Consider the following 24,290-nt stretch of genomic DNA (forward strand, 5'->3'; position numbering starts at 1 on the left):
ACGAGATGAAACGAAATTCAAAAATTCTATTGGTAGCATTGTGCGTGTTAGTCCATTTTACAGCCTTAGGGCAACGTAAAAGTTTGTTTAACGGGAAAGACTTAACCGGATGGACCATCCACGGCACGGAGAAATGGTATGTTGAAAACGGGGAACTGGTCTGTGAAAGCGGTCCCGATAAGCAGTATGGTTATTTATCAACCAATGACACGTACAAAGACTTTGAGCTGATTGTTCATTTTAAGCAGGAAGCCGATGGCAACAGCGGTGTGTTTATCCGCTCCGATATCGAAGGAGTCAAAATCAGCGGCTGGCAGGTTGAAGTGGCGCCACCGGGGCATGATACCGGAGGCATTTATGAATCCTATGGTCGTGGATGGTTGGTGCAACCCGAGCCGGAAAAGGATAAATACCTAAAAGTTGGCGAATGGAATACAATGAAAATACGGGCAGTTGGCAATGAGGTTACCAGTTGGCTGAACGGAAAGAAAATGGTCCATTTGTCGGATGAGAAAATTGGAGCAGCAAATGGCTTCATTGCACTGCAGATTCATGACGGCGGTGGTATTAAGGTACGGTGGAAAGATCTATCGATCAAGGAGCTTTGAGATGGTAGATAGGTGGCTTCGGCTATCAGAAAATAAGTAGTTAGGAGGATTAAGGATGGACGAACGAAAAAAAGTAGTCCGGGTACTCGTAGTTGGGTGTGGCAACATGGGTGCGTCGCACGCCCGAGCCTATCACGATGCTCCCGGTTTCGAAATATGCGGATTGGTTTCGCGCGGTGACAGTAAAAGGAAACTGAACGAAAAGTTGAGAAGTAATTACCCGCTGTTCGCTGATTTTGAAGCAGCATTGGTAGCGACCCAGCCCGATGCCGTGTGCCTATCCACCTATCCGGATACCCACGAGTCCTATGCGGTCCGTGCCATGGAACAGGGGTGCCATGTGTTTGTGGAAAAGCCGATTGCCAGTACCGTCGAAGGGGCAGAACACGTGGCTGCGGTTTCCAGACAGACGGGAAAGAAGGTGGTAGTTGGATACATTCTCCGTCATCATCCTTCGTGGCAACGTTTTATTGCGGAAGCGCAGCAACTGGGCAAGCCATTGGTGATGCGGATGAACCTGAATCAGCAGAGCGACGGTGATATGTGGACGCTCCACCGTAACCTCATGGCCAGCCTGAGTCCCATTGTGGATTGTGGCGTGCACTACATCGATGTCATGTGCCAGATGGTGCGCTCGAAGCCAAAGCAAGTCTATGCAATCGGTGCGAGATTAACCGACGAAATCGCGTCAGACAATTACAACTATGGCCAGTTGCAGATACGGTTTGAAGATGGATCGGTGGGATGGTATGAAGCAGGTTGGGGCCCTATGGTCAGTGAAACCGCTTTTTTTGTAAAAGACGTTTTCGGTCCAAAAGGCTCGGTGTCAATCGTAGCCAAAGAAGCCGGGGCTTCGGGAAAATCGGATTCCATTGAGGCGCACACCAAGACTGAATCGTTGTTGGTACACCATGCTGAACTGGATAGCAACGAACAATTTGCAAAACCCGATGAATGGATTGACCTGACGGATGAACCGGATCATCAGGAGTTATGCAACCGCGAGCAAGCTTATTTTCTAAAAGCAATCCGGGAAGACATGGACTTGACGGCGCACTTAGCGGATGCAGTGAACAGCCTGCGTATCGCATTTGCGTGTGATGAGTCGGTGAAAACGGGCAATGTAGTGGAGTTATAGCAAATCGTGTAATGAGCAGAACGATCAGCAGACTTGCGGAAGGATGGTGGGACTATACCACGCTGGACGAACAGATTCACCGCGATGCGGCCAGATTACGTGTCAAAGATATCGAACAGCTTTCGCGGCCGGGCTTCCGGGTGGTCTTACATGATACACTTGAGTCTTTTTATCTTGCAGAGGCATTGGAATACGTCCGTGCCTGGAAGCAGTCCACGCCTTCAAATCCGACGGGAATCTGTGGGCCGATTGGACCGACGGAGCAATTGCCTTTGGTGGCACAACTGGTGAACGATCTGGAAATCTCGTTAAAGCATGCTCATTTCTGGGGCATGGATGAATGGTATGAAAACGGTAAAAGCGTAGCCAGGTCGCACCCGTTGTCTTTCGCCCGTGCCAATGACGAGCTGCTGTTCAGCCGGATAAAACCCCATCTCCGGATACCCGATGAGCATATCCACTATCCATCAGCCGATCAATTGGATCGTTACAGCGAAAGCTTTGATGAAATCCGCTGTCTGGTGATGCAGGGAGGACAGGGAGATGCCAAACATTGGGCGTTCAACGATCCACTCAAACGGGAAGGTATTTATAAAGATGCGCCCCCCACACCGGAAGAATACCGTGCTTTGCCTGCACGTATTGTAGACCTGCATCCCATTACGTTGATGCAAAATGCACGGACATCGGGCGGTGGATACGTGGTAGGCGTCCCGATGCAGGCGCTTACCGTGGGCCCCAAGGAAACTTGGAAAGCGGAGAAGGTATCGATCTGGCAGGCTGGTAACCACGACAACCCGTTTGGTATGCGTCTTACGGCCTTCATGATCTCAAAAGGCATTGAAGATACTTCGGTACCGATGTCGCTGCTCGCCAGCCATCCGGATGTGGAGTTCCATTATTACCGGCATGCACTGAAGGATGTAGCAACGGAGATGCACTGATCGATTCTATATGCAGAGAAGATGAAAGAGAAGGTAACGAATACGGCATTGGCCATCGTGGCTCATCCCGATGATGCAGAGCTGTTATGTGCAGGGACACTTGCGTTGCTGAAAGACAGCGGTTGGCGGATCGAGCTTGCCACGATGACGCCGGGGGACGGCGGAACAACCACATTAAGCCGGGAAGAAATCAGTGCCATCCGCAAAGCGGAGGCATCCAAAGCAGCGGGTCTGCTGAATGGACACTACCAATGCCTGGAATGCGAGGATATCTTTATATTATATGATAAGCCAACGTTATTGAAGGTAATCGAGCTGATACGGCAAATCCGTCCCCGTATGGTGCTGACGATGAGCCCGCTTTGCTACATGGTAGATCACGAGATGACCAGCAAACTGGTGCAGACGGCCTGTTTTAGTGCGGGTGTTAAAAACATCAAGACCACTTCGCCCCCTTTTTTTCATGTTCCACATCTGTACTATTTGGATGCCATGGAAGGTAAGGATCGTTTGGGGCAGGAAGTAAAACCCTCTATGGTGATAGATATCACGGATAAGATTGACCTGAAAGAAGCGATGCTGGTATGCCACGCTTCACAGCGGGAGTGGCTGCGGGACCACCACGGAATGGATGAATACGTACTTGCAATGCGGTCATTTTCGGCGAAACAGGGCCGATTAGCCGGCGTTCCTTTCGGTGAAGGGTTCCGTCAGCATTTGGGACATGCCTTCCCGCAGGACAACCTGCTGGCGAAGGAATTGGAAGCGTATGCAAAAGCCCCTAATGCATCATCCAACCTCCATCGACATTGAGGGTTTGTCCGGTGATGAAGTCGCTATCTGGCGAGGCTAAAAAAACGAAAGCACCGTCCAGATCGCCGATCAGTTGCCTTCGGGGAATGGATTGGAGTTGCGTCATCTGTACATCGGTTTCCTGCTGAGCTTCGACGGACCCGACTTTAGCTAATTCGGTTTCAGTTTTGATAGCACCCGGCGTAATGCAGTTGACGGTGATGTTGTCATCGCCGATCTCCCTTGCAAGGGCACGTGTGAAGCCGATGATGGCCCCTTTTGATGCAACGTAATGGACATAGTTTGTCTTGCCGAACCAAAACGTGACCGATGATACATTAATGATCTTGCCATATTGTTGTTTCTGCATATAAGGGTAAACAGCTTTGCAGCAAATAAACTGGGAACGGACATTATTGGCCATGACGCGATCCCATTCTGCCACGGAAATTTCATTCCACTTTTGCCGGGGGTCTATCGCAGCATTATTAACCAAGATATCGACGGTTCCGTAATGGGCGACGGTGGTTTCCACCATGCGTTGAACATCATCTTCGTTGGATACGTCGGCGCGAAAAGCAAACGCTTCACCGCCATTTTTCCTGATCTCGTCAACCACGGCGAGTGCCAGCCGCTCATTTGACAGGTAATTGACCACAACTTTGGCTCCTTCTTTGGCAAATCGGAGCGCGATACCTTTGCCGATGGACTGGGAGGATCCGGTGACGATGGCTACTTTGTTTGCTAATTTCATTTGTCAACTTAAAATATAATAAAGATAAAGGTAAGCGGATATTTTGAAGGTTGCTACCGGGATATTGACTGAAAATATCGCCCGGTTATCTTTCGGTTGGTAAAACTATCTGCTGATGTTAATTGGATTATACTTTTTGTTAATGTAAGGTTAGCTTTTGTTGTGCGATAGCTGTACCTTTGTTACGATCCGGGAACTGTGCGAACATATCCGGGGTGTTTAGCTAACCAATAGGCGGTATCCGTTACCGTTTGGAAATATAAACCTGTAAATAGCGGGAGTGGCTTAAATAAAGTTTTTGTCTTTAAATTTAAAGAGCACAATGAAGGTCATCGAAACTGAAATCACGCCATTTATAAAAAATCCGGTACACCTGGATATGCGGGAAGATTCTTACCTGTCATCGCCTTATCATGCAAAACCGGCCTATCATAAACATCCCGAACTACAATTGACACTGATTTTGGAAGGTCATGGCAAGCGAATCATCGGCAATGAAGTGGCCGACTTCAAGTCGGGGGATATGGTGTTTATCGGATCAAATGTTCCGCATGTGTGGTTGAGTGATCCCGTATATTTTGAAAAGGATTCCAAATTGAAGTCTAAAGTGATCACGGTATATATCAGTCCGGCGGTCTTTCAGAATATATTTGAGTTGATTGAAGAGATGGATGACATCAAACTGATGGTACGGGAAGCATCAAAGGGGATCAATATTTACGGGAAGACCCGAAGTTTGATTGCAGACAAGTTGATTAAGCTGTCATCAAAAACGGGATTTGAGAAAGTAGTTGGACTCTTGCAGGTACTGAGCATTATCGCCCGATCGGCGGAGAAGCGCCTGATTCTTGAACATGATACCGCGGAGGATAACGGGCAGTATCCCGATCGGCTGATCCAAGTGCTGAAATTTATGACCGATAACCTAAAACGGCAGATTACACTGGACGAAGTAGCCGAAATTGCCTGTATGACCAAACCTTCGTTTTGCCGTTTTTTCAAATCCAGAACGCACAAGAAATTCTCGCAGTACTTGGAAGAACTACGTATTAACGAAGCCTGCAAATTATTGATTGAGACCGACCATCCGATTTCTGATGTAGCCCACCTGTGCGGTTACAATTCCGATTCCCATTTCTGCAAGGTATTCAAAGAGCATATGGGAAAAAGCCCGTTCCGGTTTCGCAGTGACGTACCCAAACATAGTTGTTAACTCGTTGCATTTCAGGTGTTAAAATAGCTCCTATGGCGATGATTTTTTGGATTTTCACCCTGAAAAGCGATCTGTGCATCCGCTGAGGAGGAACTGGCACTTGGTAATCTTATTCCATTTATGGGTAAAACCAACCAACTGCGTCTGCTTATTCCCACATACTTTTACAATGAGAAAAGAAAGCACGGTGTTGATCCGATTAATACGTATGTTATACAAATACTACGGTTTAATTTTAATCGTTCGTTGAGCTACTGTTTGTAGGCTACGGCTACAACACCTATCAATTATTAGCTATCAAAGAATAATGGGACAGCGACAAGGGAAGCCATATCGGGTAGCATTGTTAGGATTATACCACGAGTCCAATACGTTTATTGCCAGGAAAACAACATTTGAGGATTTTCAGAACAGTCACTTGTTGCGTGGAGAGGAAATCATTGCAGAATACCGGGATGCCTACCATGAGATCGGTGGCATGTTAGCGGTAATGGACAGAGAGGGGGTGGAAGTCCTGCCACTCCTGTTTGCAGAGGCCACACCGGGTGGTACCGTTACAGCGACAGCCTACCAACGATTGTTGGATGAAATGACGACATTGCTTGCCGGAACATTGCCCATTGATGGGTGCCTGGTAGTTCCGCATGGGGCCGGCGTTTCTGAAGAACAGCGGGATATGGACGGGCATTGGTTGGGCAAAGTTCGGGAGCTTGTTGGTCCGGATGTTCCCATTGTGGGAACGATTGACCCTCACGCCAACGTGAGTAGGGCTATGGTGGAAGCTACCGATGCATTGATCGCTTACCGTACAAATCCACACGTTGATCAGCGTGATACAGGTAGGATTGCCGGTGAATTGATGATAAAATGCCTCAACGGTACGATAAAGCCCAATCAATGCCTGGCAAAGCCTCCTGTAACAATCAGCATTGAACAACAGTACACGGCTGCGTACCCTTGCACGTTGCTCTATGAGGAAGCTGCAGTACTCATGCAGTGGCCGGGTGTATTGTCTGTGAGCGTAGTATTGGGATTTCCATATGCAGATGTACCGGAAATGGGAACATCTTTTTTGGTCGTGACCGATGACGATCGGCAAGCCGGGGTTGCGGTGGCACAGCGATTGGAAGCATTATTGATTACACATCGCTATGCATTTGTAGGAAAACTGGAAACCGTCGATGCACAATTGGCGGAGATGTACCGATTAGAAAAACCGATACTTTGGTTGGATATGGGAGATAATGTGGGTGGAGGTTCGCTTGGCGACAGCGTGGTGCTGTTGAAAGCGCTGGAACGCGATGGGCGTTTGCGTGGCTTTACCTGTATATTTGATCCGGTGGCGGTGACTGTCTTGCGGAAATACGAACGTGGTGCGCAAGTGAAAATTTTATTCGGGAATGATTACTCCCTCGGCTTGAGCCACAATCCCTATGCAGCAAAGGTCTGCATACTGGACAAAGTGGATGGTAAATTCCGGGAAACAACACCCCGGCACGGAGGGCAGGTGCAATACGATATGGGTGAAACGGTATTGGTTGAAACAGCGGCCGGAAATGTGGTAATGATCCATTCGCTGCGCGTGCCGCCATTCAGTTTGAGTCAACTGACGTCGTTTGGATTGGACCCTGCAGGTTTTGACGTGTTGATTGCCAAGGGAGTGAACGCACCGATCGCAGCCTATGGTACAGTTTGCCATACTATTATGCAGGCAAATACGCCCGGTGTTACGCAGGCCGATATGACCACTATGGAATTTCGAGTCCGACCGAAGCCTTTATTTCCATTTGAAGATATTTCGACGTGATGAACCTAGCTGAACGTATCGTATTGCCTTGGTATACCGAAGGCCCTGTCGTAGACGGGGAGGGAGCTATTTATTTTACAACGCTGAGCGGAGGATCCATTATGCGCTTGGATGTCATCGGTGGTGAAGTGACCCAATGGGCCCAAGGCAACAAACCGAATGGGCAGTTGATCCTTCAAGATGGGGATCACCTGGTCTGTGACAGCGGCAATGCGAGTGTGAACAGGTATGACGCAGCCGGTAACTGGAAAAAGCACGAAATTATCGAGGAGTGTGCAGGGTGCAAAATTCATATGCCCAATGATTTGGCATGCGATGCCTCCGGTGGCGTGTATTTTACCGACTCCATCCGGGAAACCGGCAAAGTTTGTTACTATGGGCCCGATGGTAGCCAGCGAATCATCACAGATAAACTGGATTTCCCGAATGGCATCGCGCTCTCTCCGGATGGGAAAGGGCTGCTGATTGCAGAAAGTTACCGGAATCGGATTCTATGGATGCCGATTGCCTCATCCGGCTTGCCGGAAGGCGGGTGGGAGGTATTTGCAGAATTACCGAAAAATAGAGATCCGGAGGGTTATAACCTGCCCGATGGAATTAAATTCCATTCGGATGGTACATTGTGGGTAGCCCATTATGGGATGCAGGCAGTTCAGGTACTGGATGGTAACGGCAAGCTGCTAAAGACCCTGGCGATGGATTTTCCGTTACCCAGCAATTTGTGTTTGACAGATAGACACCTTATTGTAACCGGAGGGAGTGCTGAACCAGGGCCCGGAGGAATACGAATTATCAGGTTGACCGGAAATTAAACCACAATCAATATTGGAATCATGGGTTATAAACAACTTATTAAATCTTGTATAATCGTCTTTGCAACCGGGCTGTCTGCTGTTGCTTGCCAATCACCGGAGGAAGCCACTTCGGTACGTAAATCCACATTAGAAACGATTGGTCTGTATGCTTTTGATGCTGCGGAAGAGGAACATTATATATTCTGGAAGGCCTGCGGATACAATTTCCTGCAATTCATTGACAAAGGGCTTTGGTTATCCCCTGAGGAACAAGATGGGTATTATGAACGCTTGGCGCGTGGCATCGAGGATGCCCAGCGACATGGTTTTAAGGTGGGTATATTGTTGCAATCCAACTTGTTGTCGTATCCCCACGATTGGTGGGAGACATTTGACCCCCGGGACAGTATGCAGATGCAGGCCCGGCTGGCAACCATCGAAGCGGTAGTCAAACGGTGCCGCAAAGCAGATGTAATGGAATTTTACGCTGGAGATCCCGGTGGTGCCCCCGATTCGCTTGGTGCCGAGGGTATTGCCCTATGGAAAGACATGGCTCAGGAAGTGAGGCATCTCGTGCACCAATATGCACCAACGGCAATGTTCAACGTCAACATCTGGGCGGTGTCGCATTGGGATTATATCCAGATTAGCCCATGGGCGACCTTCTTTTGGGATAAAGAGGTACAATATGGACGGGAAATCGCGGGCGATACATCGCTGGTCAATCCGATGACCGGTATTGAATTTCCACTGCATAACTATTATCGGTCGCTGGCTTTCAAAGCCTATGAAGAGGCGGGCGTTGATCCGGAACGCTTTCCAACAGCAGATGGCATCCGGGCATTAAAGCAGCGCGGCATAGAACGCATATGGGGATGGGCGCATTTCCTGATTGATGAGGTGGACGACGGATATACGGGATATGCGGGTATGAAGACCCATCCTGCCCAAGCCGAAACCAGGTACCTTCATCGGATTGTCTCCGATGCCCGGCAGATCGGATTAACGGGAATGATCAGCAATTGCGATGGTTCCAACTCAGCGGTCGAGGCGATGAATGTCTATGCATTTGCTCGGTTCTGCCAAGACGGAGACCTCACGCCGGAAAAAGTGATTGATGAGTATGCCAGCTATCTGGGAGCCGATACCACATCCCAGGAAGTCATTGCCCAAGTGATCCGGTTTATCGAGAATCACAGTACGTGGGAGCAAAGTCTGCCCGAACGAAATCGGGTGGCAGCCTTCACTTGTCGGTTCGAAACCGCAGGTGCTGCGTTGGATGCACTTGAACGGATACCGCACCACAGCAGTCAGACCAAACAATTTCCGTTGCTAGAATCTCCAGCGGAATATCTGATTAGATTGAAAGACCGCCTACGCGATATCGCGGCATTGAACCCCGATGTTTCATCGCCATCGTCAACGCAAAGGTAATCGGATTACAGTTTCGGTTAACACCGAAGTACAAACATCAGGTTTACACGGCTATTTTTGAATAAATGGAAGACGAGTCTTAGTAGAAGCAGGCAATGATACAGGAAGAAAAAGGAAATAAAGTTTATACATATTTGATCGTATTGGTCGCTTCCATTGGGGGCTTCATGTTTGGGTTCGATTTGGTCATCATCGCCGGCGCACTGCCTTTTTTGGAAGTGGATTTTCAGCTGACGCCGGCGCTGAAGGGATTTGCGGTAAGCAGTGCGATCTTGGGATCTGTATCCGGGCCGTTAGTTGGTATGTGGTTTACCGAACGCTTGGGCCGGCGTAAAACCATGATGCTCGCCGCTTTATTTTTTATGGTATCCACCATCGGGTCGGCATTTGCCTTTGGTATTTGGGACTTCGCGGTATGGCGCTTCCTAGGTGGAGTGGGTATCGGCTTAGCCATGATCTCCTCTCCCATTTATATCGCCGAGTTATCACCACCCCATTTACGGGGCGTGTTGGTAAATGTGAACCAGCTTTCTAACGTTATCGGAATCAATTTGGCGGTTGTCGTGGGGTATTTCTTTTCATTCGATGGTTGGGGATGGCGTTGGATGTTCGGTTCGCAGGCTGTGCCTGTGGCTCTACTCATTGTCGGCCTGCTCCTTGTACCCGAAAGCCCCAGGTGGCTGGCCGCCCGGAACAGGCTTGCCGATGCGCTCGATGTGTTGACAAAAATCAATGGCCGGTGGCGGGCAGCGCAGGAATTGGAAGAAATTAAAGCCGAATTGACACGCTCAGCGATGGACAACGGTTCATTTCATGAGCTTTGGCGGCCAGGAATCAGGCAAGCGTTGCTTATCGGCATCGTCATTATGGTATTCTCGCAGATCAACGGTGTTAACATGATTTTGCTCTATGCCCCAACCATTATGACGGAGGTAGGGATCAGTTTCGGTTCGAGCGCAATCCTCAGCTCCATTCCCGTTTATTTATTGATTTTACTGACTACCCTCTTGGCCTTTCCATTCATTAAGAAATTTTCCCGCCGTGGGTTGCTGATGGGCGGTGTTGCATTCATGGTCTTGGGGCATTTGATAATGGCAATTAATCTGTTTTTAGGCTGGCCGCCGCTGTTTTCGCTGATTCCAATGTTAATCTCTGCCGGTGCCTTTACCATCGGCTTGGCACCATTAAGCTGGATTATTGTTGCTGAAATCTTTCCCAATCGGGTGAGGGGGAAGGCGCTTGCGGTGGTATGCTTCTTTCTGTATGCGGCATCTTTTATCACCGCCCAGTTCTTTCCGATACTAACAGATTGGTTTACGAGAAATTATGATACCGCCGCAGGAGTTTACCTCATTTTTGCAGGCATCTGCTCCTTGGGATTGTGGTTTTCCTGGCGGTTTGTGCCGGAAACCAAAGGGCTTAGCCTGGAAAAGATCAGCGAGTTTTGGGAGGAACGCAGGCATGGTTAAGGCGTTGATATTTTTAGCTGCGTGCCTACTTCTTTCGGGGGCTATCCGAGCACAGGAGACGGCCGGCCAAAAATTGGTGGGGATGTATATTCACCAAGGATGGTCCTATAACCATCCGTATGCAGCACGTACTTGGACATTGGAAAATTGGCAGCAATACCTAGGCGGTATCAGCGCGCTTGGCTATAACAGTATACTGATCTGGCCAATGCTGGAGACGATGCCCAATCCGATGACGCCAAGTGACAGTGCGCATGTAGATCGGATGCGGGCTGTAATCGATCTTGCACACCGTAAATTCAAGATGAAGACATTTGTTGTATTGTGTGCGAATATCGGACCCAAAAGTGAGCTGGCGAGTACATACTCCTATGAAGACCGGCCGCTCTATGGCATTGATGAATACATCGATCCGGCCGATCCGGTGAAATTGGGAAAATTGATGGCATGGCGCGAGGAACTGTTGAAACCATTGAAAGCCGCAGATGGTATTTTCATCATCGATAGTGATCCGGGTGGATATCCGAATTCGACCAATCCGGAGTTTGCCTACCTCCTCACTGCACACCGACGCATGCTTGATCGGCTTCGCCCCGGGATTGAAATTTACTATTGGGCCTGGACGGGCTGGGAATCCTACGGCAGATTCCATGCAACAGGGCATTTTAGTATGGGAACGCAGGAAGAAATCCAGGATGCATTATCTCTTATTGAAAAACAGCGCCCTGAGCCGTGGGGTGTAGCAACACATTGGTTGGGATACGGGGCTCAGGTTGATGCCGAGATGAAAGATCGTGTACTGGCGTATAATTACGGTGCAATCGAAGCCGATCCAGCATTTCCCTTTACCTTATTTGGTCCAGCAGCTTACGAAGGCGGCATGAATACGGGAAGTAGAGGAGTGTTCGGAAATGCACTGACACACTGCGTGCAACTCCCCAATACGTTTGCTTTTGCAAGAGGAGCGTTGGGTCTGACCGCCGAAAGAGGCGATTACATAGCCTTTGCCGATCAGCTGATCGAAGGCGCGGGCGAATCGATCGTAGAAGGTTGGGAGGCATTACAGGGAACGGACGCGGTGCGCATGAAAGCTGCGGCAATGAAGCTGATCAACTTGAGTAAATCCGATCTGAAGACGGGGAAATTCCGGGGATTACTCTTCGGAGATCCAAAGCGATTCGTGGATGATTTAATCGGCCAACTTCAGATGGCAGCGGCCCTGTTTACCTTGAAGCGGACGTTGGGTGATGGGGAAGGCATGGTAACCAAGACATCGGTTGCCGCTTTTAGCGCGTTCATTACTGCTGTGGAAGATTGGCATGACAGACACGGGTACAATAGCTATTGGTTTTGGCCTCCGATGACGGAAACCTTGACACGGCTACCTACCGATCGGTTAAAGCCCTTTTTGGAGGGCGGTCCTTGGTGGGAAGACGGCGTTGGTGATACGCCCGGTGAGCGCATAGGCGATGCGTACGAAAAAATACAAACTTACACCCCCCGGCTGATTGCAGCGATGAAAAGTGCCCTGGATGATTTACGAATGCAGGGGCAGGGCAATAAATAAAATAGGAAACCATACAAAGATAACAGATGATAAAAGTGAACATGAAACGAATATTGATGCTTGCGATGGCGATAACCGTTTGCTGTACGGCCAGCGCCCAACAATCCGCAAACAATCCAACGGGGAAATTACTGGGTATCTATGTGCACCAGCACTGGTCGTACAACCATCCATACGCTGCCCGTACCTGGACGTTGGATGATTGGACCGGCTATCTGGATGGGGTGAAAAAATTGGGTTATAACAGTGTGTTGATTTGGCCGATGCTCGAAACGATTCCGGATCCGATGACACCAAGCGACGAAGCCAACCTGGAAAAAATCGCCAAAGTCATCGATATTGCGAAGAATCGGTATCAGTTGAAAGTGTCGATTGTGTTCTGCCCCAATGTTTCACCAAAAAGTGAAATCGGCCGCCAATACACTTTTGAAAAACGACCGTTTTTCCATACAGATGATCGCGTAGATCCCGGCGATCCCGTGGCGTTCGGCAAATTGATGGAATGGCGTGAGAAACTCTTCCGGCCGTTGGCGAATGCCGACGGATTATTTGTCATCGATAGCGACCCGGGAGGGTATCCAGGATCGACGAACCTGGAATTTGCATATATCCTGACGGCTCACCGCCGGATGCTGGATAGGCTACGTCCGGGTATTGAAATCTACTATTGGGCCCATTTCGGATGGGAATCCTATGGTAAGTTTTATGCCACGGGTGAGCTGGTACATGGGACTGCCGAAGAGGTGCAGGATGCCATGAAATTGATCGAACGGCAAAATATCGGCCCATGGGGCGTGGCCAGCAGTGGCTTCGGTCCTAGCGTGGGCGATGCCATCGGGATGAGCGATCGGGTGTTGGCATTTAATTACGGTGCCATCGAGGGTGAGCCGTCGTTTCCCCTGACCATTTATGGGACAGATAACGCGTACAACGGTGGAAGAAACGGTGCTGAACGTGGGGTATTTGGAAACGTGCAAAGTCATTGCCTCCAATTGCCGAATACCTTTGCTTTCGCAAGAGGAGCTCAGGGACTACCCGTGGAACGTGCCGATTATGTGGCTTTTGCCAATGAGCTGATCGTCGGACAGGGTGAAACAATTGTAGAAGGTTGGGAATCGCTCCAGAGTGGAGACAGCAAACGGATGGATAAAGCTGCAAAGCGGCTGCGGGCCCTGACAAAGCGGCCGCTGGAGACTGGTAGCTTAAAAGGGCTGTTGTTTGGGGATGTGAATCGATTTATTGAAGATCTGGCCGTTCAATTGGATGTGATGTCTTCGCTACAGACATTCAGCAATGCCGTTAATCGCTATCCGAAATCCCATAAAGCTGTGAAAATTGCGTTCTCTGCATTCGTAGAAGCTGTTGAAACCTGGCAGACGCGCCATGGGTACAGCAATCATTGGTATTGGCCTACCATGATAGAAGCACTTAAGAAACTGGAGGCCAAACCGGTTGACGAAACATTGGCAACGTTGACTTGGGTGAGTGAAGAAGGAGATACGCCTTTTGAGCGTGTAAAAAATGGGCTGGCGAGGTTAGAAGACTATTCACCCAGATTGATCAAAGCAATGAGGCAAGCATTGGCGGAGTGGGGTAAGTAAAGCGATATATAACAGATATAAATAACCATGAAGATATCAGACATACTTCCGCCTTTTCGTCATCGCCTATGGACAATAGCGAAGCAAGGCGGAGCTACCCACGCGGTATCCCGGCTTCCTTTAGGTGCAGACGGTAAGATATCCTGGGAATATCTGGACTTGCTCCATCTCAAGGAAAGCTATCAGAATTTCGGTCTCCAACTGGAGGTTATAGAACCTGGATTGGATGGGCAGATGCACGACATGAAATTGGGTACGGACAAACGAGATCTGGATATTGAACACTGTAAGCAACTGATCCGCAACATGGGGACGTTGGGTATTCCGGTGTTTTGTTACAATTTTATGGCAAAGTTTAATTGGGTCCGGACGTCGACGACGACGCCTACAAGGGGAGGTGCTTTGGTTACCAGCTACGATCATTCGCTGATGGAGCACGCCCCGCTGACCGATGCAGGAATCGTAACGGCGGATACCTTGTGGGAAAATATTAAGTATTTCCTGGAGGCCGTTGTGCCCGTTGCTGAAGAATACAAAGTAAAGCTTGCACTCCACCCCGATGATCCGCCCGTAGCTAGTATACGGGGAATTTCAAGAATCGTCACCAGCGCTGCAGCGCTGCAGAAAGTGCTGGACATGGTGCCAAGCCCTTATAGCGGGATCACGCTCTGTCAAGGGACACTTGCCGCCGCAGGAGAAGATATTCCTGCTATCATCCGCGAATTCGGGCATAAAAAGAAAATTTTCTTCGTGCATTTCCGGGACGTCAAAGGTACGGCCGAGCGATTTACAGAAACGTTTCACGACGATGGGCAAACCAACATGCTAGAAGCGGTAAAAGCGTACAGAGAAGTCGGGTTTGACGGTCCGGTACGCATAGATCATGCACCTACACTAGAAGGAGAGGACAATAAAGACCCCGGTTATGCCGAAATGGGGCGGCTATTTGCGCTTGGATACCTCCGGGGGCTCATGGATCATGCAGGTTATTAAAAATGGCGACCGATGAATAGGAGAGATTATCTGAGATCGTTGGCTATCGGATCGGTGGGCTTTTCCGTTTCGCCTTTTGAATCGCTAACGAAGGGGACGTCACAGGAAAATACGGATACGTTGCCGGCGGGAAAACTGAAAGGAGACGAAATATACCCTGCGGCTGGATACGGTACAACGACATTTTTGGTAGCCGATGCCGCCGTTATCCGTCGGCTCGAAAATCAATTGCCATCCGGTTTTATTCCACTTCCGCTTCAAACACTCAATGCAGATGAATTGGTGGGCCGATTGGCCGAGGGAAATGCCTTGGTTTGGTTGGGCGAACCGGGTAACTTACCTCCTGCGCTTTCGGTAGGCGGGTATGTGATTTCCGATGATGAGTTAGACATCGGTGTAAAATCAGATAGTCCAATTTTGTGGCCGCACCTGCCATTGACCCGAGCAAAGGTCATGGGTGCGTACATTGCTCCGCCAAAGGGAATGCCTTATCACAATGTGGATGAGGAAATCCGGGCAGACTTTTTGCCGATATGGGAGGCAAAGGATCGGTTTGGAAATGTGGTCGGATATCCGGCGGTATACATGAATTATTTTGCACCGTCCTTGGCGTTGGGCAGATTCGAAGGGTGCGAATGTTTCTTTTTTTTCGTCCATGAACCGTTAAAGTTAATGGACGAACAACAATGGAAATCCATACTTGATCAGTTGGATCGGAAACGCAGAAGTTTTCTCCAGGTAACAGATTTTAATACCAATTACACTGCATTTTATAAAAAAGAACGGGTACAGCTCCGTGTGCGCCTTCGCAACCGCAACCAGCGTGCGGTATCCGTCCAATTCCGTTTTTCCATACGCTATCCCGATGCTACGGATTTTCAGCCTTTGGGTCTCCTCAGGCGGGTTCCAGAAGGAAGAAGCAGCACCGAAGCGATTTTTGACTTTGTGCCGAGATTTCAACCCGGGTTATGCGAGGTAAGGCTTGAGGTGCTGCAGGACGTTTCGAAAGCCGAACTACTGGCTGTGGATGGCAATCTGGAGGTTATCGAAGTCCGGTACCTCGCGTTTAAGCTGGCGGCTGATCAGGTGAATACCTCTGTGAACCACGAAATAGTCGGACCCAGCTTTAAAATCGATGGCGAGGAGGCCTTTTGGGCAGGAACACACTATTATCCGTCAAGTTCGTGGTGGGAATGGGTATGGCGGGATTACCGCCCGTTGAAGGCCGAGGAAGATCTTGCAGCAATTCGGAAAGCCGGATATCGCATCATACGGGTGTGGATTAATCCGGTTATCGACGAACAGGTATTGCGCTCGATCGACGTAGCGATCGAACAGGCGGCGCGGAATGGGATTGTCGTGATCCTGACATTGTTTACCCAATGGGTACGGCAAATGGGATTTCAACGTGACTCGGGCGAACAGGTGTTGTTTGATTTCAGGCATCCAAGAGATTTTAACCTCATCTCCGTGTCGCTCAGGAACCTCGATTTGCAACGCGAATTTATTTCGATCCTGGCCAGCCGTTGGAAAAATGCAGGTAACCTCATCTATAATTTGTCCAACGAAGTGTATATCAAGGATCCGGACACCTCTCAGATGGATAAGGAAGTGCAGGACTGGGAGGAAGTGACCATGAGCCGAGGAACTTTACGAGATTCATTGCTTTATAAGCGGTGGGCGAATGTCATGACGGCGGTGCTAAGAAAAGCCGGATCTGACCAACTGGTTTTACCCGGTTACGTATTTTCGACCGTGGATGGCGGAGACGTCAACGTAGCCAATGCAGACGCCCCCATGGTACCCTGGCACAACTATTATCCCGCGGAGCATGCCGGGTTGAAATTGCAGTATCTCGACCCCATTTCTTTCAATAAGCCGATTTTGCTGGAAGAGTTTGGCTATGGTGAATGGAATCCGACGGAGCGATACGACGGAACTGCCCACTATGCGTTGGCCGGTGGTGCGGCGGGGGCTGTTTCCTACGAATGGGGACTAAGCTGGCTCTCCAAGGAGTCCTGCTATTGGCCGTTACCGCTTCGGGAAACACTGGTCGATGATCCGGATCCCAGGTGGTTTGCACCGTTTGCGGATATGGCAAGATTGATGTCCGACAAGGGGGTAGGGATGTGTCCGACGCCAAGTGGAACGGGCTATGGATCGATTTATCATGGAACGCCATTTCCGGCATCGGCGGCAGTCGCACTGGGTAGACTGGGCTTGTTTGGGGCGGGCTTGCAACGGGTCGCTGCCCCGGAAACGGCGTATGTAGTGATCCCGAAAGCACAACTTCAGGCCATCAACACCCTAGATGACACATTCCGGAAACTGTGGGAAAACCATGTGTTGTTCGGCGTTTGGCAGGAGGATCAGCTGGCATCACTTCCAGACAAGGTACAGGTTTTGATCTGTCCGCATGCACTCGGCCCCGAAGGGACCGCAGTGATTGAGCGGTTAAGGGCAAGCGGGGTGTCCGTGTTTACGGACGATACATGGGTTTCAAGCCAACTACTGGATCGGGTAACGGTAGAGGCGGGTGGCGAAGGAATCAGGGTCGTCATGAGGCGGACAGCTAAAGGGATGTTGTTGACTGCGGCAGTGGAGCAGCCGGTAGATCAAGCTGTACTTGCTTATTCATATGAGAAGGTGGGAATGGGGTTGACGGATTTCGGTGTCGTGCACCTGACCAAAAGCGGAATACCATTGGTGGAAGGCGCCCGCAAGATCTATATCGGCAAGCGCCAATTCTGTGATGTCGAAAGTGGCCGTGCCATTTTCGCAACCGAGCAGCCGGATTTATTGAAAGCTGCAACGGTTAAGTTGATGGTGACTCAACCTACGCGCATCACATTCCAGCGGACAATTAGTCAACTATGTATTTCAGATGGTTTTGGTCATGAACATCCAATACAAGGTGGTTTCAAAGGGAATGTACTAACGGTGGATGATCAGCTGGCTCGATACGTTATCCTCGTCAAGTTTGGAAAAGGGAGGATGGGCTAAAAAAGTAAGAAGAAAAACGTCAGAACGATATACATAAAAGAATGGGTAGTTATAAAAATTCTGCGATCTTATTGGATCGCGCAAAGCAAGTATTGGCAGGGGGCGTCTCTTCGGAATTCCGGAAATATAATCACCCCCACGCGATCTTTTATTCCCACGGAAAAGGTAGCCGAATATACGATGTCGACGGGAATGAGTATCTGGATTTTACATTGAGTCAAGGTCCGTTAATCTTGGGTCATTCCCATCCACACGTGTTAAAATCAGTAGCAGAATATTCGGAAGAAGGGCAGTTGTATGCCGGACAGCATATCCGGGAAGTAGAGTTAGCTGAAAAATTGAATGCGCTGATTCCTTCGGCTGAGTTGATGAGGTTTTGCCTGGACGGGTCTGAAGCTGTACAGACGGCATTCAGGGTAGCCCGTGCAAAGACAGGACGGAAAAAATTTCTACGGTTTGAAGGGCATTACCATGGCTGGTTGGACAATGTGGCCTATGGCATCTCGGCTCCTAATGCGGACGCATTGGGCGACCGCGAGCAGCCCAATGTGTTTCCGTGGACTGCCGGCCTTCCGGATTCTTCACGGGATGATTTCATCGTATTGCCCTGGAACGATCTGGAATTGGTAGGGCGGGTACTGGAAAAGCGGCATGAAGAAATCGCGGCAATCATTACGGAGCCCATTATGTGCAACAACGGATGTATTCTGCCAAAAGAAGGCTTTTTATCGGGCTTACGCGAGCTATGCAATAAATATGGGGTAACACTCATATTTGACGAGGTAATAACAGGTTTCCGGGTGGGACTGGGTGGGGCACAGTCCTACTATGGGGTGACTCCGGATCTGTCAATTTTTGCCAAGGCAATGGGCAGCGGTTATCCAATCAGTGCGATCGTGGGCAAACGCGAATGGATGGAACTTGTGGCAGCAGGAAAGGTAATCCATGCGGGAACCATGAACGCTGGAAATCCAACAGTCGCTGCTGCGTTGGCAACCATCGAGGTACTCGAACAGGAGATGCCCTATGATCGGATGCACCGGTTAGGCAGAAAGCTGATGCAAGGCTTGCAAAGAACTGCAGCGGAAGCTGCTCAGGATCTGTCTGTACAGGGGCTGGGACCGATGTTCGTAACCTATTTCGGTGTATCGCAGCCGCTGTCGGACTACCGGGATACGTTGGGTACCAACAAAGCGAAGCTGGGCCGTTTTGTAGCGGGACTGCATGATGCGGGTGTGCGCGTCATCGGCCGCGGACTGTGGTACATCAGCGCTGCACATACCGAGGCAGAGATCAATCAGGCCATTGAGGTAGCCAGCCGGGTGCTTCACGATATGAATTCAGCATGATTAAAATTATGAGCAGATGAATAGGATATTTTTTAGGTTTCGAATCCAGCCACTGGTGCTTATGCTGGTTGTCGCGGCATCGGCGTATGTAAAGGGAATGGCGCAGGAAAAAACGGAAGTCCGAGGAGTGGTGCGCGATGCAGAAACCCAGCAGGGAATGGCCGGTGTGACGGTAGCCGCTTCAGGGGCAACCGTGAAAACGGACAGCATCGGAAGTTATCGAATGGAGGTTGGCCCGAACGCAGTGCTGACATTCAGTTCCGTTGGCTATGAATCCGTTGAAATTCCGGTCAACAGCCGGCGTGTGGTCGATGTCATGTTGCAGAAATCCACGACAGCATTGGATCAAGTGGTTGTCATTGGTTACGGTACGCAACGCAAATCGGATTTGACGGGTTCCGTTGGATCGATCAGTGAAAGGACATTAAAGGAACGTCCAGCATCGTCTGTAAACGAGATGCTCGCTGGTCGTATTTCCGGTGTGCAGGTGAATGTCAATTCGGGCAGACCTGGAGGGTTTACCAATGTAAGAGTGCGGGGATTCAGCTCCATCAATAGCTCGAATGACCCACTGTATGTCATTGACGGGGTCATGACCGAAAGCATGGGTTTTATTAATCCGACGGATATCGTATCGATCGAAATCCTGAAAGATGCTTCATCTACTGCAATTTATGGAGCAAGGGGTGCAAATGGCGTGATTTTGATAACCACGAAGCGGGGTAAATCGGGATTCAGCGAAGTGAACTATAATGTTGATGTCAGCACGCCGACTCTTGGCCCTAATATGCCGAAATACCTGAACGCCAGGGAATATTTGCAGGTGGAGGATATCGCTTACCGAAATATCGAGAAATACGACCCTGTCGGTTGGGCCGACGGCAAATACGAGCTCAGGAATCCGGCACTGAACCGGACCGATCCCAGGCTTTTCGACAGTGAGGGAAATCCGTTGTATGACACCGATTGGATGGACGAAGCCACTCAGCACCGAATCTCTCAAAACCATCAACTGGGAATTACCGGAGGGTCAGATAGCAGATCCTATGCGGTTTCCCTGGGTTACCGCGATGACCAGGGGCTTATTAAAACATCTTATATGAAACGGTATAACGGCCGCTTAACATTTGACGATCAAGTCAGGGATTGGTTGAAGGTTGGCGGTACGCTGACGTATAACTACCAAACGGAAAACAGGGTAGATCAAGATTATCTTCCGATCCGGATGATTGCAGAAGGCTTGCCGTTTTTGCCCGTGAAATATCCCGATGGCTCGTGGAGCGCAAACAGAGACTATCCATATGCAGAAGCAAGCTTGAACCCCATCCAGTACCTTTATGAACGCAAGTATATATTGAATACGCAGACAGCATTGGGTAATATCTATTCCAACATTCGTCTCTTTGAGGGATTGGAGATGCGCACGGAATTGGGTACTTCCAATATCACTCAGGAAATCAACACGTCGGTGAGCCGCGGACTTTCTATCATGGGAGAACAGGGGTCGGCGTCGGTAAACAATGGGCGCACGAATTTCTGGTCACTCGATCATTACTTTACCTATAACAACAGCTTGTCCGATGTCCATTCCATCAATGCGATGCTTGGAATGTCCTGGCAGGAATCCAGCGCTTTCGGAATCAATGTGAGTGTACAGAATTTTCCAAGCGACTACTTTGGGTTTAACAACATCGGTGCCGGCAGCAATAACCCGATATACGGTTCGGGCGCATCCCGGTTTTCCTTCAACTCCTATTTTGGGCGTGTAAACTACAGTATGTTTAACAAATATTTGCTGACGGTAACCGGACGAATTGATGGCTCGTCGAAATTTGGAGACAATTATAAATATGCATTTTTCCCCTCGGCCGCACTGGCCTGGCGGGTGTCTGACGAGCCGTTTTTGCGCCAAAACGAGGTAGTCTCTAATTTGAAATTGCGCATGAGTTACGGGGTAACGGGAAATTCCGAAATCCCGCCCTATTCTTCTTTATCACTCCTGAACTCCGGCTACATAGCCGTGCTGGGAGACCAGCGTGTGGGCGGCACCGGAATTGGCAGATTGGCTAATCCGGATCTGCGTTGGGAGAAAACGGCGCAAAGCGATGTGGGCGTGGAGCTAGGTCTTTTCAATAACCGGATCGCCATTGAAGGAGACCTCTATTACCGGAAAACGACCGACATGCTGCTGGACGCACCCGTTCCCCGAAGCAGCGGCTATGCCACGATACGGCGAAATGTGGGATCCATGGAAAACAAAGGGATAGAGCTTACAGTAAATTCACGCAACATTGAAAGCAATGCGTTTTCGTGGAAGACCACGTTCAACATCTCCATGAATAGAAACAAGGTGCTTTCACTGGCTACACCTTCCGATATCATTGGTGTCGGTGGCGTGGTGTTCATTAATCCGACGAATATCATCCGGGAAGGGGCCCCGGTGGGATCGTTTTACGGACTGATCAGAGAAGGGATATGGAGTGAGGCAGAACGTGAGGAGGCTGCAAAATTTGCGAGTTACCGTAATGGCTTGCCCATTCTGCCCGGAGATATAAAATACCGTGACGTCAACGGAGACTATGCAATAACCGATGCAGACCGGATGATTATCGGAAATGGCAGCCCGGATGGTTGGGGAGCATTGGTCAACGAATTTACATACCGGAATTGGGGGCTCACGGTAGATCTTCAATATGCCTATGGAAATGATGTCTTTGAGTTGAGCATGGGATCCAGCGAAGACCGGGTGGCACTGGCTAATAGTTACCGGACTGTGCTCAATGCCTGGACCCCGGAAAATCAGCACTCAATCATCCCCGAATTACGGGATACGCGTGCGGGATATGTCATTAATGAAGACACGCATTGGCTAAAAGACGGTTCATTTGTTCGGGGACGGAACCTGGCATTGAGTTATACCCTGCCGAGTGGCATGACACAGCGTTGGGGCGTCAATCAATTGCGCGTATACGCGTCGCTCCAGAACTTTTTCCTGATTGTCAGCGATGAGGTAAATGGCGATCCGGAAACAGTGGGGACGGGATTTGGTGCCGGAGCATTTTCACAAGGGTTGACTTATCACGCGTACCCCAAGCCAACATTGTATATGTTGGGCGTAAATGTTAGTTTTTGATTTTTAAGGAGATGAGGATATTTGCTATGAAGTTTTTTTCATCAAGGTCTACGGTAATCGCTGTATTAACCGTTTGCTGCGGACTATCCATATGGGGATGCTCGGGTTTTCTCAAGGAAGTCGATCCGACAAATTTAACCAAAGAAAGCTTTTTCACGATTCCGGAACATGCCGAGTCTGCAATTGCCGCTGTCTATGCAGATACGCGCTTTATCGGTGATTATGCGGGATCATTTTCTGCGAACTGGCAGCTGCTGGAAGCACTGACGGGGACATCAACAACGGAAAGTGCGGAGAATGCCAGCCTAAACAATCTGTATTCGTTGGTACACGATGGTAACAACAGGCATATCGTTAACTGGTGGAATGGACTGTACCGCGTAATAGCGCAGGCTAATCTCGTTATTGAGAATGTGCCCAACATCAGTCCGATGGATGAAGAACAACGGTCTAAGATCATGGGGGAAGCTTATTTCCTGAGAGCCTGGGCCTATTTTTATGCAGTACGGCTGTGGGGAGATATTCCATTGATTACTAAACCCCAAAATGCCGGTTCGGATGATTTCTTTCCCCAAAGAACCTCAATTGAAGAAGTTTACGCGCTGATCGTCAATGATCTGGTTAATGCAGAATCTGCAGGGCTACCCTGGATGGACAAATCAGGGCGTGTCTCATTGGCTGCGGTAAAATCCCAATTGGCCATGGTGTATTTGACCATGGCGGGATACCCGTTAAATAAAGGCAACGCATACTATCAATTGGCGGCTGAAAAATCCGGAGAAGTCATTACATACGCACGCGCAAACCCGGGTATTTTGAACCTGTTTGGCGACTACTCGGCATTTAGGGATCCATCCAGAAAAAACGAGCTTGAGCAGATTTTTATGATCCAATTCCATGGTAGCATTGTACCTAATATGCAGGGGCTTTTCACCCGACCGAATTTTAAACCGGTGTCTGTCACGAATACAGGGGTTGGCACCACCGTTCCGACACTGGACTTCTACAATTCGTTTGCGGACGATGACCTCCGGAAGAAAGACAAAACGGGGTTTTTCTATACGAGCTACTATACCAATGGGTCCGGTGCGCTATTCAGCTTGGGCGGTCCTTACATTTTCAAGTTTTTTAATACCATTGCAAATGGCGCACCGGGTCAAACAGGTACAGGGGTAGATGACCTGAATATTCATCAGATCCGCTTTGCCGAGGTGTTACTGGTGTTTGCTGAGGCAACAAATGAAAGTACCGGAATATCGGACGATGCGTATGAAGCACTGACGCGCATTCGAACCCGGGCTGGCCTGACGACTGCCGCACGGAACTCATTTAGCAAGGAAACCTTTCGGGAAGCCATCTGGAAAGAACGGTGGCATGAGTTATGTTATGAGGGGATTACCTGGTTTGATATGGTGAGGCTTCGAAAAGTTTACAATGAACGGACGGACAGGTTTGATGATTTTGTCGGACATGTCAACCTGAGTTCTAATCAGACCCTCAAAGACCGGCACCTGCTGCTACCGCTGCCCACGCTGGAAATGTCTGATAATCCAAACTTGAGACCCCAAAACCCGGGTTACTGATTTTGCTGGATAATTCGGCCATGAAAAAGCCTGTTTGGTATTCACCGAACGGGCTTTTTCAATGTGTTTTTACCTTAGTAAGACGCCGTTTTTGTCCATAAAAAAGGA

Annotated in this window: 17 protein-coding genes; 16 read left to right on the forward strand and 1 reads right to left on the reverse strand. The window is 49.4% G+C overall.

Annotation, left to right across the window (positions count from 1 at the left end):
* The first annotated feature begins 5 nt into the window (after nucleotides 1-5).
* From IEX60_RS02000 to IEX60_RS02015, 4 genes are read left to right on the forward strand one after another with little or no spacing between them, the layout of a single operon-like run.
* Nucleotides 6-608: a 3-keto-disaccharide hydrolase gene (locus IEX60_RS02000; protein WP_188746833.1), complete on the forward strand. Its 603-nt coding sequence runs from the start codon at nucleotides 6-8 to the stop codon at nucleotides 606-608.
* Between the two features lie 55 nt (nucleotides 609-663).
* A complete protein-coding gene (locus IEX60_RS02005; RefSeq protein ID WP_188746834.1) occupies nucleotides 664-1,746 on the forward strand; it encodes a Gfo/Idh/MocA family protein in 1,083 nt (360 codons plus the stop codon).
* Between the two features lie 11 nt (nucleotides 1,747-1,757).
* Complete coding sequence (locus tag IEX60_RS02010; RefSeq protein ID WP_188746835.1) at nucleotides 1,758-2,690, forward strand: sugar phosphate isomerase family; 933 nt, start codon at nucleotides 1,758-1,760, stop codon at nucleotides 2,688-2,690.
* Between the two features lie 21 nt (nucleotides 2,691-2,711).
* Nucleotides 2,712-3,503, forward strand: coding sequence for a PIG-L deacetylase family protein (locus IEX60_RS02015; protein WP_188746837.1), 792 nt, complete (start codon nucleotides 2,712-2,714; stop codon nucleotides 3,501-3,503).
* Here IEX60_RS02015 and IEX60_RS02020 read toward each other — a convergent pair.
* Nucleotides 3,472-4,236 (reverse strand): SDR family NAD(P)-dependent oxidoreductase, encoded by a 765-nt coding sequence (locus IEX60_RS02020; protein WP_188746840.1) that lies wholly within the window; start codon nucleotides 4,234-4,236, stop codon nucleotides 3,472-3,474. The genes IEX60_RS02015 and IEX60_RS02020 overlap by 32 nt on opposite strands.
* A 322-nt stretch (nucleotides 4,237-4,558) precedes the next feature.
* Between IEX60_RS02020 and IEX60_RS02025 the strand changes: the two genes are divergently transcribed.
* The 12 genes from IEX60_RS02025 (at nucleotide 4,559) to IEX60_RS02080 (ending at nucleotide 24,182) form a co-directional block, all read left to right on the forward strand.
* On the forward strand, nucleotides 4,559-5,449 hold the full coding sequence (locus IEX60_RS02025; RefSeq protein WP_188746842.1) for an AraC family transcriptional regulator: 891 nt from the start codon (nucleotides 4,559-4,561) through the stop codon (nucleotides 5,447-5,449).
* A 307-nt stretch (nucleotides 5,450-5,756) separates the two neighbouring features.
* On the forward strand, nucleotides 5,757-7,256 hold the full coding sequence (locus IEX60_RS02030; RefSeq protein WP_188746844.1) for a M81 family metallopeptidase: 1,500 nt from the start codon (nucleotides 5,757-5,759) through the stop codon (nucleotides 7,254-7,256).
* Nucleotides 7,256-8,068, forward strand: coding sequence for an SMP-30/gluconolactonase/LRE family protein (locus IEX60_RS02035; RefSeq protein WP_188746846.1), 813 nt, complete (start codon nucleotides 7,256-7,258; stop codon nucleotides 8,066-8,068). Before IEX60_RS02030 ends, IEX60_RS02035 begins: the two co-directional genes overlap by 1 nt.
* A gap of 21 nt (nucleotides 8,069-8,089) precedes the next feature.
* On the forward strand, nucleotides 8,090-9,484 hold the full coding sequence (locus IEX60_RS02040) for a hypothetical protein (RefSeq protein WP_188746848.1): 1,395 nt from the start codon (nucleotides 8,090-8,092) through the stop codon (nucleotides 9,482-9,484).
* Nucleotides 9,485-9,579: 95 nt separating this feature from the next.
* Complete coding sequence (locus IEX60_RS02045) at nucleotides 9,580-10,953, forward strand: sugar porter family MFS transporter (RefSeq protein WP_188746849.1); 1,374 nt, start codon at nucleotides 9,580-9,582, stop codon at nucleotides 10,951-10,953.
* An 82-nt stretch (nucleotides 10,954-11,035) separates the two neighbouring features.
* Nucleotides 11,036-12,520, forward strand: coding sequence for a hypothetical protein (locus IEX60_RS02050; RefSeq protein WP_188746852.1), 1,485 nt, complete (start codon nucleotides 11,036-11,038; stop codon nucleotides 12,518-12,520).
* Between the two features lie 41 nt (nucleotides 12,521-12,561).
* Complete coding sequence (locus tag IEX60_RS02055) at nucleotides 12,562-14,121, forward strand: hypothetical protein (protein WP_188746854.1); 1,560 nt, start codon at nucleotides 12,562-12,564, stop codon at nucleotides 14,119-14,121.
* A 27-nt stretch (nucleotides 14,122-14,148) separates the two neighbouring features.
* Entirely contained in the window at nucleotides 14,149-15,114 is a 966-nt protein-coding gene (locus IEX60_RS02060; RefSeq protein ID WP_188746856.1) for a mannonate dehydratase, read from the forward strand.
* Between the two features lie 12 nt (nucleotides 15,115-15,126).
* Nucleotides 15,127-18,117 (forward strand): cellulase family glycosylhydrolase, encoded by a 2,991-nt coding sequence (locus IEX60_RS02065; protein ID WP_188746858.1) that lies wholly within the window; start codon nucleotides 15,127-15,129, stop codon nucleotides 18,115-18,117.
* Between the two features lie 41 nt (nucleotides 18,118-18,158).
* Nucleotides 18,159-19,466 carry an aspartate aminotransferase family protein gene (locus tag IEX60_RS02070; RefSeq protein WP_188746861.1) on the forward strand — a complete coding sequence of 436 codons (1,308 nt, stop codon included), beginning with the start codon at nucleotides 18,159-18,161 and terminating at the stop codon, nucleotides 19,464-19,466.
* Nucleotides 19,467-19,482: 16 nt separating this feature from the next.
* Nucleotides 19,483-22,599 (forward strand): SusC/RagA family TonB-linked outer membrane protein, encoded by a 3,117-nt coding sequence (locus IEX60_RS02075; protein WP_188746863.1) that lies wholly within the window; start codon nucleotides 19,483-19,485, stop codon nucleotides 22,597-22,599.
* Nucleotides 22,600-22,625: 26 nt separating this feature from the next.
* The gene (locus tag IEX60_RS02080; RefSeq protein WP_188746865.1) at nucleotides 22,626-24,182 is read left to right on the forward strand and encodes a RagB/SusD family nutrient uptake outer membrane protein; all 1,557 of its coding nucleotides are present in this window, start codon (nucleotides 22,626-22,628) and stop codon (nucleotides 24,180-24,182) included.
* The last annotated feature ends 108 nt before the right edge of the window (nucleotides 24,183-24,290 follow it).

It is taken from the genome of Parapedobacter defluvii (assembly GCF_014642075.1).
GTDB classification, from domain to species: domain Bacteria; phylum Bacteroidota; class Bacteroidia; order Sphingobacteriales; family Sphingobacteriaceae; genus Parapedobacter; species Parapedobacter defluvii.